The 13952-nt window shown below is 45.2% G+C and carries 12 protein-coding genes; 10 read left to right on the forward strand and 2 right to left on the reverse strand.

Annotated features, from left to right (window positions below; all coding sequences use genetic code 11):
- Positions 1-231 precede the first annotated feature (231 nt).
- The gene (locus tag HMPREF0240_RS21860) at positions 232-2013 is read right to left on the reverse strand and encodes a DUF6020 family protein (RefSeq protein WP_009005579.1); all 1782 of its coding nucleotides are present in this window, start codon (positions 2011-2013) and stop codon (positions 232-234) included.
- A 144-nt stretch (positions 2014-2157) separates the two neighbouring features.
- Here HMPREF0240_RS21860 and HMPREF0240_RS21865 point away from each other — a divergent pair, with 144 nt between their 5' ends.
- The 3 genes from HMPREF0240_RS21865 to HMPREF0240_RS21875 all read left to right on the forward strand — a co-directional run bounded on the left by HMPREF0240_RS21865 (position 2158) and on the right by HMPREF0240_RS21875 (position 6081).
- On the forward strand, positions 2158-3117 hold the full coding sequence (locus tag HMPREF0240_RS21865) for a glycosyltransferase family 2 protein (RefSeq protein ID WP_009005580.1): 960 nt from the start codon (positions 2158-2160) through the stop codon (positions 3115-3117).
- Entirely contained in the window at positions 3117-4889 is a 1773-nt protein-coding gene (locus HMPREF0240_RS21870; protein WP_009005581.1) for a DUF6020 family protein, read from the forward strand. Before HMPREF0240_RS21865 ends, HMPREF0240_RS21870 begins: the two co-directional genes overlap by 1 nt.
- 97 nt (positions 4890-4986) lie before the next feature.
- Positions 4987-6081 carry a DUF3048 domain-containing protein gene (locus tag HMPREF0240_RS21875; protein ID WP_035314568.1) on the forward strand — a complete coding sequence of 365 codons (1095 nt, stop codon included), beginning with the start codon at positions 4987-4989 and terminating at the stop codon, positions 6079-6081.
- 90 nt (positions 6082-6171) lie between these two features.
- Here the strand turns inward: HMPREF0240_RS21875 and HMPREF0240_RS21880 are convergent, their stop codons facing one another.
- Positions 6172-7383 carry an FprA family A-type flavoprotein gene (locus tag HMPREF0240_RS21880; RefSeq protein ID WP_009005583.1) on the reverse strand — a complete coding sequence of 404 codons (1212 nt, stop codon included), beginning with the start codon at positions 7381-7383 and terminating at the stop codon, positions 6172-6174.
- A 394-nt stretch (positions 7384-7777) separates the two neighbouring features.
- Between HMPREF0240_RS21880 and HMPREF0240_RS21885 the strand changes: the two genes are divergently transcribed.
- The 7 genes from HMPREF0240_RS21885 to HMPREF0240_RS21915 all read left to right on the forward strand — a co-directional run bounded on the left by HMPREF0240_RS21885 (position 7778) and on the right by HMPREF0240_RS21915 (position 13819).
- Positions 7778-8965, forward strand: coding sequence for a hypothetical protein (locus HMPREF0240_RS21885; protein WP_050794596.1), 1188 nt, complete (start codon positions 7778-7780; stop codon positions 8963-8965).
- A gap of 132 nt (positions 8966-9097) precedes the next feature.
- Positions 9098-9811 (forward strand): lantibiotic protection ABC transporter ATP-binding protein, encoded by a 714-nt coding sequence (locus tag HMPREF0240_RS21890; protein ID WP_009005585.1) that lies wholly within the window; start codon positions 9098-9100, stop codon positions 9809-9811.
- Entirely contained in the window at positions 9802-10578 is a 777-nt protein-coding gene (locus tag HMPREF0240_RS21895; protein WP_050794597.1) for a lantibiotic immunity ABC transporter MutE/EpiE family permease subunit, read from the forward strand. The genes HMPREF0240_RS21890 and HMPREF0240_RS21895 overlap by 10 nt, the downstream gene beginning before the upstream one ends.
- Positions 10566-11351 carry a lantibiotic immunity ABC transporter MutG family permease subunit gene (locus tag HMPREF0240_RS21900; protein ID WP_035314570.1) on the forward strand — a complete coding sequence of 262 codons (786 nt, stop codon included), beginning with the start codon at positions 10566-10568 and terminating at the stop codon, positions 11349-11351. The genes HMPREF0240_RS21895 and HMPREF0240_RS21900 overlap by 13 nt, the downstream gene beginning before the upstream one ends.
- A 45-nt stretch (positions 11352-11396) precedes the next feature.
- Positions 11397-12056, forward strand: a complete 660-nt coding sequence (locus HMPREF0240_RS21905) for a response regulator transcription factor (protein ID WP_009005586.1) — start codon at positions 11397-11399, stop codon at positions 12054-12056.
- Positions 12047-13414: a HAMP domain-containing sensor histidine kinase gene (locus tag HMPREF0240_RS21910; protein WP_009005587.1), complete on the forward strand. Its 1368-nt coding sequence runs from the start codon at positions 12047-12049 to the stop codon at positions 13412-13414. The genes HMPREF0240_RS21905 and HMPREF0240_RS21910 overlap by 10 nt, the downstream gene beginning before the upstream one ends.
- 54 nt (positions 13415-13468) lie before the next feature.
- Complete coding sequence (locus HMPREF0240_RS21915) at positions 13469-13819, forward strand: arsenate reductase family protein (protein ID WP_035314573.1); 351 nt, start codon at positions 13469-13471, stop codon at positions 13817-13819.
- The last annotated feature ends 133 nt before the right edge of the window (positions 13820-13952 follow it).

Below are 13952 nucleotides of genomic sequence, written 5' to 3' on the forward strand. Positions count from 1 at the left end.
TATGCTTCCTTGCGTATTTTGCGAAGCCAGTAGTAGTAGCTCTTTTCGCTGATGTCATGATCCATCATCCACTGTTTGGCAGTCTGTCCTTCCGGTCGCTGTTGACATTGCTCAATAATTGATTTCCAATTAGCAAGCCTTACTTCATGAGTGGTTTTATCCATAGTATTTACCTCCACTTGAAAAAACTAGTTAGTTTTTTGCATTTTTTCAAGTGTGCCATAAAACTCATCAGAAAGAAAGGCGGATGGTTTGACGTTTACTTACTACAGGCACACTCAGCATCAATGGATAGGTATACCGCAGCAGTGCAATAGGCCCAAGCATCATAGTCACCCAAAGCCCAAACATAAGGCTAAAAGGAACGAAAGCCCTGTAATTTTTCTTATTTACACATAAAGCCACACCCACCAACAGCACCCAGAACCCAATCCCCGGACTAAAAAGCATAGAAACAGCCGGAAAATACTGATGCGCACCAGAGAGTGCGAAGCCTCTCAGCAAATAAGACAGGGCAGGAATATAACTGCTTCGTTCTATCCAAAGGTAATCCGCCCCATACCCGTCATCAGGAGTATAGTTATCGTACATGATATAAGGATGCCATGCATCAGGAAGCGGGTAATCCTCGCAGGGGTACCAGTTTCCGGAAGAGATGGAGCACCACGCATCCAAATAGACATCCGGGGCTTTCAAGCCGCAGGCGATCCACAGTTTAATAAATGCGGCTTTATCTTCATTAAATTTTTCTGCATTAAAAGTATCTTTTATATAATCCGATATTTTTGAGCTGTACTTTTCATAGTCGGGTATATATTCTGCAATCTGTTCCCTCTCTTCCTGAGTAAAGCGCTCGGGAACGGTCATCAGGCTTCTTGCCATCTGCTGCATAGGCACACTTAACATCTCGGCGCTGCTTCCTTTTTCAATGTGCAGTGCAGAGTAAACTGGCCCGGTATAAAGCCCCCACAACAAAAAAAGCGCGAATATGGAGAACGCGGTCTGTTTCCAGTAACGGCGGAAGAAAAACAGCAGAAACGGAACCATAAAGCAGATTGCATAGATTCCGTTATTTCGGAATGCACACAATAGAAACAGCCAGAAGACGTAATCCACCTGTTTCCTGAAGCTTTTAAAATAAATCTCAGGAGACTTGATCCGTTCATAAGTCTTGAGGATTAGTAGAGCAAATATCCCGCTGAATATTACATCTTTAGTTGCACTGAATGAAAATAAAATATTATATGGCAAAAAGGCAAAACAGCAGGCAAAAAACAAAATGACGATCTTAGGTAGTCTGTCCCATAATTTTTTAAGAAAATAAGCGAGTATACCGGAAAGCAGAATCATCTGTGTCAGCGAATAGATAAGAAGGCCTGATTCCGCCGATTTAAAAACCGTCTGTCCCAGATGGATACAGCCGTAGAGCCAGTAAGTGTGCAGGACGGGATGATGCGCGCTCATCTGACTAGTCTGTACATAATTGACCTGGAAGATGCTGTCATAGGCGTATATGCCGGGAAAAGCAGCGAGAAGGCCAATAAACCATACGAAAAAGAAAATACCCCACAGGCAGAGAAACAGCTGCTTTTCTGTCTTAAAAATGCGGGTAATCCTGATATCGGCTTTTTGAAGAAACAGCAGAAATTTATCATAGTATATCAGAATATTAGCAAGCAATGCCGCCATAAACGGGGCAAATGCAGCGATGGACAGCCAGGTAAGTGGGCTGGTCCACTTTATGGAGTCATTTAATGCAAGCTGGCTCCCAAATATCAGCATACATGCGAACATGGCTCCGAAGATCAGAGAGACAGTGAGAATTCTTTTGTTTAATCTGGGCCAGGTCTTAATAAAGAAAAAACTGATGGCAATCAGGCAGACCAGACTCAGAATGTGATTGGAAAAGCGCAGGGCAGAATCCCCTGATTCCATGGCATAGGGGAGCGCCCAGGTGGAGCAGTAGGCGAAGAATATAAGAAGCAGGTTGGTTTTTAGTGCTTTACTGTTCATGTATGAAAACCTCGGATTTTTATTTTCAATTATACTATAGAAACAGCAGATCTGCAATGTTCATGCCATTTCGTATTGAATATGTACCGAAAAAGCGTTATTATTAAAAAACAGGCTGACTAAAGAAGTAAGGAAGTATTGAATATGACAAAAGAAAGCGTGATACTGATTGTTCCATGCTATAACGAGGAAGAGGTTCTTCCATTATTTTATGAGGAATTTAAAAAGACAGCAGAACTGCTGAAGGAATTTGACCTGCAGGTGTTCTTTGTAGACGACGGCTCACAAGACCGGACGTTAGCGCTCATCAGACAGATGGCAGAGAAGGACAAGCGGGTTCGCTACATTTCTTTTTCCAGGAATTTCGGGAAAGAAGCGGCAATCTATGCAGGGCTTAAAAATGCAGACGGAGATTACGTGGCACTGATGGATGCAGATCTGCAGGATCCACCGTCGCTGCTGCCCAAGATGCTCAAAGCGGTCAGAGAAGAAGGATATGATTCTGCGGCAACCCGCCGGGTGACAAGAAAAGGAGAACCTCCGATACGTTCCTTTTTTGCCCGCTGTTTTTACCGGCTGATGAACAAGATTTCTTCCACAGAGATTATGGATGGTGCAAGAGATTACCGTTTGATGACAAGAAAGTTTAAAAGTGCAATTTTAGAGATGAGTGAGTATAATCGTTTTTCAAAAGGCATTTTTGGCTGGGTTGGATTTAAGACGAAATGGATTGAGTTTGAGAATGTGGAGCGAATAGCAGGAGAGACGAAGTGGTCCTTTTTTAAACTGCTGCGCTATAGTATGGAGGGCATTATAGGATTTTCTACGGCCCCTCTTGCAATGGCATCGGTTATGGGGCTTACCGTCTGTGTTGTGGCATTTATTTTTCTCGTCATTATTTTGATTAAAACTTTGTGCTTCGGCGACCCGGTGGACGGCTGGCCATCCATGACATGCATTATTCTGATGCTTGGCGGGATCCAGCTGCTCTGTATTGGGATTTTGGGCATGTATCTGTCTAAAACTTATCTGGAGACTAAAAAAAGGCCTATCTATATCTGCAGTGAGAGTAATTTGGAAGAAGAGGGTGGGGAGAAGGAATAGTGGCTTGGGATAAGAACTTTTTGAGGGGGAAATCAGATATATTCTTTTTGATTCTGGCTATTACAATAGCAAACCTGGTATTTTTCCATCAGGAAAGCTGGCTGATGAATCCGGTTTATATTGCATTATTTTCAATTCTGATTTATATAGGGCTTAAATTTGCATGGAAGAATTCTGGAAGGCTGAAGAGCGCACGCATATTAGGGGCGACTCTGCTGCTGGGAATACTGTTTTCGCTTATGGTCGTTGCGGGACATAAGATACATGCGGACAGTGCCGCTTTTTTGGCCTTTACTGTAGCCGATGTTTTTTGGTTCCTCCTGTACTTCCTGGCCGGCTGCCTGCTGTTTTTTGATTTGTATCTGATCAGTGTGGATTCCAAGATAAAAAACGGCATGACAATGGAAGTATTACCAATATCAAAATGGAATAAAAAGAACTGGCTGCTTTACAGTATTATTCTGTTTATTGCCTGGATTCCTTCTCTTGTCACATATTTCCCGGGGATTGTACCAGATGATGCTACGGTATCTATGGCAATTGTATTTGGGGAGATGCCATGGGACAATCATTTTCCTGTTTTTTATACTCTGGTGGTTGGTGGATTTCTGTTTGTAGGCCATTGTCTGAATGATTATAATATCAGCATTGCTTTATATTCTGTATTTCAGATGCTTATTATGGCGGCAATATTGGGGCACCTGATGGAATGGCTTGAGCAAAAAGGGATTAAGAAAATCCTGATTTATCTGGGACTTGCTTATTTTGCGGCGGCTCCGGTTTTTGGAAACTATGCGGTAGTTATGTGGAAGGATCCGGTTTTCAGCGGCATCCTTATTCTTCTGACACTGCTGCTGATTGATCATGTCGTGATAAAACCCGACTCTTTTTTGGATAAGAAAATTCTAATTTGTTATTCGGGGCTGATTATTCTTGCATCCCTGATGAGGAATAATGGGATTTATATCGGAATTCTGTTGAGTGCAGGTCTATTAATCGTTTACAGGAAACGCATAAAACGGGTTTTGATAACGTCAGTGGTGAGTCTTGGTTTGGTCTGGTTTATTACGGGGCCTGTATATGAGCATGTATTTTCAGCGGAAAATGTTTTTGTGGAGAGTATTGGCATCCCTTTGCAGCAGATGGCAAGAGTCGTTATTGAGGATGGAAAGATGACGGAGGAAGAAAAAGCTTTTATGGATCATCTTTTGCCGCTGGAAAAGTATCAGGATTACTATTGGCCATTTTTAGCGGACCCGGTTAAATGGGCCCCTGAATTCGACACGGAGTATCTGGACAGCCATAAAACGGAATTCTTTAAAGTCTGGCTGTCTATGCTGACAAAGAATTTTGATATTTATGTAAAACAGTATCTGATGGGAACCTATGGATTCTGGCATATAGGCGGGGAAACGAATTACGAGTTTGTGAAAACGGATATTGCGAAAAACTGGTGGGGCATGTATCAGAGTCAGCCTTTTGAAAATCGCCTCGGCTATCCAATGCAGGAAAAACTGGCAGAAAGGTACGACTATATCTCTACAGGGCTGCTTGTATGGATCCTTTTATTCGATATTGTATTATGCTGGATGCGTAAAAAGTCCATATACATGATTCCACTGCTGGTTCTGGCAGGAAACTGGATTACTCTGATGGCCGCGAGCCCAACGGCGTTTGGCGTCCGGTATATCTATGTCCTGGTAATAGGGCTGCCATTGACGGTTCTTTATCCATGGCTATTGCGCTGCAGTTCCAGGGAAGCTGGCATCTAAAATAATAATGTTTGTGATATAGGGTTGTACTTCTATATAAATCTGATAAAATGTAATATGTATAAAATGTTTGTTACGAAGAAGGGGATATAAGGATATGAAAAACTTAAAAAGAACAGGTATTGTATTACTGGTATTTCTTATGGTGTTTGGTATGGCTGGCTGTAAAAAGGCAGAAGCGCCAAAAAGAGCAGAGAAGGAAGTTAAAAAAGAAGTAAAAGAGAAAAAAGAGGAGCCGAAGAAGGAAGATGTGCCGGCAAATCAGAATCTGCTGACAGGGCTTGGCGATCTGACGGACGGTGCCATCGGCAAAAGACCTGTTGCCGTTATGGTGAATAATGTGCAGGACGCTATGCCGCAGTACGGAGTTGCCAAGGCAGATATTATATATGAGGTTCCGGTAGAAGGAGATGTGACCCGTCTGATGGCTTTATATGCGGATTATACAACAGTGCCGAAGATCTGTGCAGTCCGCAGCTGCCGTTATTATTTCCCGGCATTTTCACAGGGATATGACGCATTTTACGTGAACTGGGGAATTGATGACAGTATCGCCGACTATCTGGAGATGCTGAATCTGGACCAGTACGACGGAATGAATAATGCGGGCGGCCTGTTCGGGCGTGACCAGGACCGGCTGAATGCAGGATATTCTCTGGAACATACCGGATTTTTTGACGGGACAAGATTCGCTGAGGTGGTGCAGTCCGAGGGGAAGAGAACCGATCTGGCAGATGATAAAAAGGGAACCGCGTTCCAGTTTAACGGCATGGATGAGCAGCTGAAGCCGGCGGGATCCGATTGCACAAACGTTAATATTAATTTTGGCGCAGCATCGGCAACGCTTACTTATGATGAGGCATCTAAGACGTATCTGAAGCAGCTGAACGGCAATCCGCAGATGGACAATGCAACGAATACGCAGCTGGCGTTTACCAATGTGTTTGTACTGGAGACAGACATATCTGTCCGCGATGATATTGGGCATAAAGAGATTAACTGGTATGGAGGCGACTCCTCTGTCGGCTATTATGTTTCCAACGGCGGCGTACAGAAGATCCACTGGAATAAAGAAGCCAACAATGAGAGTTCTTATCTTCGCTTTTTCGATGAAAGCGGGAAAGAACTGAAAGTAAACCGCGGCAAGAGCTATATTGCAGTGAACTATCCAGGACAGAGTGAGTTTAAATAATCAGCGTCAATCAAATATTACATAGGAAGAACCCGCCTGAATGTGAACACATCCGGCGGGTTCTTTTCTGGTGCTTATAATTAATTTCTCTTATTTGCTGCCCAGAATACTTTCGGCCAGTTTCCCGGCAAGCTCGTCCATTGCCTCCATTTGTTCCATCTTGAGGGAGGATTTCATGCATAAGTTTTCTGTCAGGATTGTCATCTTTTTCATCTCACTGATTTTAGCTTCCATGAGCTTTGCGGACATCGGAGCCCAGGTTCCATTGCCGAGTACAGCTACCGTACGGTTCTGTACATTCAGTGCTTTCATGTCATCCAGGTAATTCGCCATCACCGGATATACACCGCCGTTGTAAGTCGGGGAAGCAAGCACAAGGTGGCTGTATTTGAAGCTGTCGGATATCAGCTGGGATACATGTGTGCGGGATATATCATGAACGACCATGTTTTTCACACCTGCATCGGCAAGTTTTGCTGCCAGCACATTTGCGGCATTCTCCGTATTGCCGTACATGGAAGCATAGGCAATCATAACGCCCTGGACTTCCGGCTCATATGTGCTCCAGATGTTGTACTTTCCAATGATATATTCCAGATTGCTTCTCCAGATCGGACCGTGAAGAGAGCAGATATACTGAATATCCAGCCCGGCAGCCTTTTTCAGTACATTCTGTACCTGCACGCCGTATTTCCCAACGATATTGGTATAGTATCTGCGGGCATCGTCCAGCCAGTCTCTGTCAAAGTCGATTTCATCATTGAAAATCGTGCCGCCCAGTGCACCAAAGGTTCCGAATGCATCTGCTGAAAACAGAACTTTGTCAGCAGCGTCGTAAGTCATCATGGCCTCCGGCCAGTGTACCATCGGCGCCATGACAAAGTGAAGGGTATGCGTACCGCAGGAGAACGTGTCTCCTTCTTTCATTATAATCTTCTTGCCTTCTAAATCCATGTCATAAAACTGGTCGATCATAGGGAATGTTTTTGCATTACCGATAATCTGCATGTCCGGGTAGCGAAGCACAAGGTCTGCGATGAGGGAGCAGTGGTCCGGTTCCATGTGGTTTACAACCAGATAGTCAAGAGTTCTGTCTCCGAGAACTGCCTCTACATTTTCCAGAAACTGTCTTCCTATAGAAGTGTCTACCGTATCAAAAAGAACGGTTTTTTCATCCATAAGCAGGTAGGAGTTGTAGGAAACACCGTTCGGAATAGGAAAAATATTTTCAAACAGCTCCAGACGGCGGTCGCTTCCGCCTACCCAGTATAAGTCATTGGTTATCTTTCTAAAACAGTACATATGTGATCCTCCTTTTTTAAATGCCGTAAAAAATGCGGGGCAAAAATCTATCTTCCGTCAATATTTTATCATATTAGGAAAAATACGCAAGACAAGTATCTATTTTCGAACACAAAATATTTTCTCATTAAGGAAGATGAACGGTTATCCTTTACTATAGCGAAGGGGAGCGGGATTTACATTTTATTTCCAGCATGTTAAAATACAAAGGTAGTATAGGGAAACTGATTGGATTAATGGGGACAAATAGATTTTTTATAGCCGGATGATTTTACAGGAAAAATCATTCGGTTTGTTATATAAAAATAAAGAGGAAAGACCGGCAGAGAATATGCGCAACTGTGGTACTGTGTCAGGTCGAAAGCGGCCGAACAGGATGAAAAGGAGGGGCAAAATGGCAGAATATTTATCACCCGGGGTATACGTGGAGGACCCCGATGATTTACCCGGGGGGATGGTAGGTGTTGGAACGAGTACGGCAGGCTTTGTAGGTCTGGCAGAAAAAGGAAAGGCTGGGGGAGAACCGGTTCTGGTTACAAACTATAGTGATTTTAAAAGGCAGTATGGTGGATACCTGAGTGAGGAAGTATTCGGAGAATACAGGTATCTGGCGGGAGCTGTGGAACAGTTTTTTCAGAACGGAGGGACGCGCTGCTATGTAGCAAGGGTACTTCCGGCAGATGCGAAAACAGCAGTGTTTGAGAATCAGGTGCTGACTGTCAGGGCATCAAGTGAAGGAAGGTGGGGGAACCAGGTCAGACTGGATTTTTCAGAGGTTGCGAGGAAAAAGATGCAGCTTCTGGAACAGAAAAGCGATAAGGTGTATCTTGCAAAATCTGTGTCAGGCTTTTGCGAGGGAAGCCTCGTGAAAGCAGAAGAGGAGTACAACAGAATTACTTCCATATGCGGAAATGAAGTGACTTTTGAAAATGCTTTTTCGCAGAATGTCACAGACGAAAATCTGCTTCCGGAAAAATACATTTTGCTATCCGAACTGGAAATTCAGGTCAGGTGTAAGGATGAGACGGAGGAATATACGGAATTAAGCCTATATGAAGCAGCCGGGAATTGTATGAATCGCAGGATAGAAAAAAGCGGACTGGTCAGCGTCAATTATCACGGAGGCACTGAGGAACTGCGAAACCCGGTAGAGGCACTGCAGCTGGGGAAAGACGTAGCTTCCGTTCTATTGGAGGGCGGAGAGGACGGGACAAAGGAACAGGTGTCGGCAGGAACATTTACAGGTATGGATGGCGGACCAGGGGCAAGAACCGGGATCCAGACATTTTTAGATAACCATATGGTCAGTATGATGGCAGTTCCGGGAATTACCATACCCGGTGTGATCACTTCTCTTGTTGCCCATTGTGAAAAAACACTGAGCAGAGTGGCTGTATTGGACATGCCCAGAGATATGGTAGATAAGAGAAAATTAATTGAATACCGGGATCAGGTGGACAGTACTTATGCAGCGATGTACCATCCGTGGATTCAGATTTTTGACCATTCCAATAAAAAAAATGCATTTTTTCCACCTTCCGGAGCGGTGATGGGAATATACTCCGGCAAAATTTATAATTGACAAAGCTTCGATACTGGCTGATGGACATCTACGAATAAAATAAAAAATTCCGGGTCTTTTAATTCCTTATAAATTCCTTATACTTCTCTTTTAAACTAATCTTATAGAAAAGTTATATAAGGAGGAGTTATAATGAATGAAGTGATCTTAGAAACAAGGGGGATTCGTAAAGCCTTTGGAAAGCAGAATGTACTGGACAACGTATCCCTGATGGTTCCGAAAGGCTGTGTATATGGTCTTCTGGGGCCTAATGGGGCCGGAAAGTCCACGCTTATGAAGATGTTTTCCGGCATGATCCGCCCAGACGAAGGGGAGATCTATTTCAACGGCAGCAAGTGGAGCAGGGACAACCTGAAAGATACGGGGGTACTGATTGAACAGCCGCCTCTCTATGAGAATCTGACGGCGGTAGAAAATTTAGAGGTCCGTACACTCTTGCTGGGGATTCCGAAAAAACGGATTCAGGAGGTACTGGATATTGTGGACCTGAAGAATACCGGTAAAAAGCGCGCAGGGCAGTTTTCCATGGGCATGAAACAGCGGCTCGGAATTGCCATAGCGCTATTGAACAGCCCGTCGCTTCTGATTCTGGATGAACCGACCAATGGGCTGGACCCGTTTGGTATCCAGGAGCTCAGGGATATGATACGTGATTTTTCCGATCAGAGGATCACAGTGATTGTTTCCAGCCACATTTTAAGCGAAGTGGAACAGGTAGCAGATTACATCGGGATTATTTCGGAAGGGGTCCTGGGCTATCAGGGCGGCATGAAGCAGGGGAAGGATCTGGAAAGCCTGTTCACAGATGTGGTAAGAAAGAACAGGGGGCGTGAATTATGTTGTTAGCATATATGAAAGCGGAAAATCTGAAAAACAGACACACCGTGGCAGCTAAACTGTTCTGGATCGTACCCTTATTCAGTATTGTTATCGCAGTTATCTTTTCAGGACAGGACAGCAGGTACTATCAGATGAACCAGTATAACTGGTGGTATACAACGTTTTTCCCGATGTTGCTGCTGCTTAGTACTGCGTTTGCAGGACAGCGGGAGAGAAAGATGAAGAATCGGGCTATGGGGGCTTTGCCGGTAGATATGAAAAGATTATGGAGTGCGAAGATTTTCTACAGCCTGAAAACACTTGTGATAGCGGCTCTGTCAATATACTTTGTGCAGGAAGTGATAAGCCGTCTGCTGTTATCCGGCGGCTCCAGGGAAATCTCAAGCCTGGCCGGTCTTATGGCCGCAGTACTCTGGATTGGACTGAGCCTGTGGCAGATTCCGCTCTGGCTCTTTGTAAATCAATGGCTGGGCTTTGCTGCCGGGATACTTTTAGGCATGGTGTGCAATATTGGACTGGGAATTCTGGGGGCTCCGACAAACTGGTGGCTGCTGAATCCGTTTTCCTATATCAGCCGTCTGATGTGCCCTGTTCTGAAGATTCTGCCCAATGGACTGCCGGCTGAGCCGGGCAGTCAGACTTTTTTCCCGGGAGTACTGGATGCTTCCGTAATCCCTCTGGGGCTTGGAATTTCACTGGCGCTGTTTTTGGCGGTCTGGGCTTTGACAGCCGGATGGTATGCAGGAAAGGGGCGAAAAGGATGGGAGAGCTGAAACAAAGGAGAAGCGGATTTAAAATGCTTTGCGCCGAATTTTTGAAGATGCGAAGAACATGGATATTGTGGCTCCATATCATTATGCCGCTGGCTGGAATTGGTGTGTTTTTATTATACTATCGTATTTCAGGGTGGAGCAGCTGGGGGAAGATTTCTGGTTATGTGGAGGTGGTTTCTATTGTCTGCCCCTCACTTGTTGGGTTTGTCTGCGGACTGGCGGCAGACCAGGAAAAACAGGCGGGGCACTTTCAAAATTTGCTGGGAGACGGAAGAAGCAGGGCGGTGAACCTGACGGTTAAGCTTTGTTCATTGCTGCTCTGGAATCTTACGGCAGTACTTCTGACAATCGGAGGATTTGGCGCAGGATATTATCTGTTTGTAGAAAAGACTGCGGTGCCGGGAATGTTTTATATTATAGTGACAGGAATGATCTGGATCTCTCAGATATTTACTTACTGTTTTCACCTGTTTCTGGGAATGAGGTTTTCAAAGGGGATTTCCATAGGGGCAGGCATCGTGGAAAGTCTGCTGGCGGCCCTTTTGATGACCGGACTCGGAGAAGGAATCTGGCAATGGATTCCCTGTGCCTGGGCGGGACGCTTCACTGGGATGTATGTAAAGTATGCGGCCGGGGTGGACAGTGAGACATGGGGACTGGCAGAGGCTCAGTTTAAAACAGGCGGAATTATGATGGGTGTAATCACCGTGGCAGGGATTCTGCTGCTTTATCTCTGGTTCCATTTTTATGAAGGAAAACGGATGGAAGATTAGACGGTATCCAAAATATCTGACATTATGAGAGAGGGGAGTGAGAGTATGGCCAGGATTCTCGCGGTAGATGATGAGCCTGCAATTCTTACGGTAATCCGGCGGGCGCTGGAAAAGGAAGGGCACAGTGTGACAGTTTTAAACTGTGCCGACGAGATTAAAACAGAAAATCTGAATCAGTACGACCTGCTTCTGCTGGATATTATGATGCCGGGAACGGATGGAATTACATTTGTCAAACAGATCCGCAGCCAGGTTGACTGTCCGATTTTGTTCCTGACAGCCAGGACCGATGAAAACAGTATCATGTACGGTCTTGCGTCCGGCGGTGACGATTATATTACAAAGCCCTTTGGGATCGGGGAGCTGAGGGCGCGGGTACAGGCCCATTTGCGTAGGGAAAATCGGGAAAAGAGACATACGGCTCTGATAGAGGATGTGCGGTTCGATCTGGCGGGAAAAACAGTTGAGGTGGGTGAAATCCGGGTGCCTCTTACAAAAAGTGAATATGAAATCAGCGAATTTCTGGCAATGAACCATGGACAGGTATTTTCAAAGGAACAGATTTATGAGCGCATATTCGGATATGATAAAGATGGAGATGTTTCGGCGATCACAGAGCATGTAAAAAATATCCGGGCAAAATTTTCCCGGGCCGGTAAGGAGCCGATAGAGACGGTATGGGGGATAGGTTATAAATGGAAATGAAGCGTAAGGTAACTGTGCAATCTGTTTTTCGGCGTTTTTTGGTCTGGTTCTGTCTGATGACAGCAGGCCTTTTACTGATTTGTGTAATCATTTTTGGCGTTTTAGGCGCGCTGGGAGCAGTGCTGCCGGCCAATTACAGTGAAGTGGCGCTGGAAAAGCAGCGTACTAAGATACAGGAAGCCGATCAGGTAACTGAGGATATGATACCGGATAACTGCCGTTACGGCGTATATAGTGAGGACGGTACATTTCTTTACGGGAATCTGAGTCAGAAGGATCAGGAAAAGGCGTGGGAAGAGTATGAGAGGGGTGCCGGCGGAGATGGGGCATGGGGCTATCTGAAGCATTTTTCACGCGATGGAGAAGTGTGTCTGGCGGTCTATCATTTAAAAGCGGAATTCACAAATCCACTGCTCAGAAAAATATTTCCGGGCGCACCAGAGGGCCTTATATTATTGTTTCTTATTCTGTTTTTAATACAATCTGTTCTGCTGATCCGGAAGTTTGGAAATATGATCCGCAGGGAATTGGAAACGGTGAAGCAGGTGACGGAGAAGGTCAGGCTGCAGAATCTGGATTTTGAAAAACCGGATTCCAGGATTGCAGAGATCAATGAAGTCATGGATTCTCTTGTCCAGATGAAAGAAGCGCTGGAGTCATCTCTGAAACAGCAATGGGAAATGGAAGAGAACAGGCGTCAGCAGATCCGTGCACTGGTTCATGACATCAAGACTCCGCTGACCGTTATACGCGGGAATACCCAGCTGGCCTGTGAAGCAGATTCCATGGAGGAAAGCAGGGAATGTCAGGAATATATCCTGCAGGAGACGGACAGAATAGAGCGGTATATGCGCATGCTTCAGGAAATGCTGAAATCTGACGGCGCCATGCAGTTTAAGAAGGAAAAAATAAAGATCAAAGAATTTTCCGAATCCTTTGCTGAAAATGCAAGAGTTATGGCAGCCGCCGGAGGGCAGAACATAACGGTTGTAATTTCGGTGGTTTCAGATTATATTATAAGTGACAGGCAGATGCTTTTGCGTGCCTGGGAAAATCTCCTGGACAATGCTTCACAATATACTCCAAAAGGCGGGAACATAGCCGTTAAGATAACAGAAGACGGGGACGTGCTCTGTTTTCAGATAGAAGACAGCGGCCCTGGTTTTACCGAGGAGGATATCCGCCGTGGTCCGGAACAGTTTTATCAGGGTGACAGAAGCAGAAATTCCAAAAGCCATTATGGCATGGGGCTGTTTATTGTGCAGTCGTTTGCCAGGCAGCAGGGCGGAAAGCTGATCCTGAGTAATTCCGATTCCCGGAAAGGGGCCTGCGTCCGGTTGGAGATCTGTACAAAGTGAACAGCAGAACCGGAGATGGATATAGAAAAGAAAATTGGAAAGTGAGGAGATATGATGTTATTCGTTTGTTACCCAAAATGTACGACCTGCCAGAAGGCCAGAAAGTGGCTGGAAGAGCAGGGCATCTCTTACGAGGAGAGAAATATTAAGACAGAAAACCCGAGGAAGGAAGAACTGAAGGAGTGGTACCAGAAAAGCGGGCTGCCTCTGAAAAGATTCTTTAATACGAGCGGGATGCTTTATAAAGAAATGAAATTAAAAGATAAGCTTCCAGATATGAGTGAAGAAGAACAGCTTGAACTGCTTGCAACAGATGGGATGCTTGTGAAACGGCCTCTGATTGTAGCGGGGGATATAGTACTCACCGGCTTCAAGGTATCTGAGTGGGAGAAATTGAGGAGTTAGTGGGTGCGGTCCGCCTGCCTGAGATGGCGCCTGTGGTGTCCGGGTGGGAATGCCTGACGGTGTTTTCGGATGCCGGCGTTTAGTCTAGTTTCCGTAGGGATAAAATAGAAAAATCTGATGGAACCGGCAACAT

The sequence above is a fragment of the Clostridium sp. D5 genome (assembly GCF_000190355.1).
Lineage (GTDB): Bacteria > Bacillota > Clostridia > Lachnospirales > Lachnospiraceae > Faecalicatena > Faecalicatena fissicatena_A.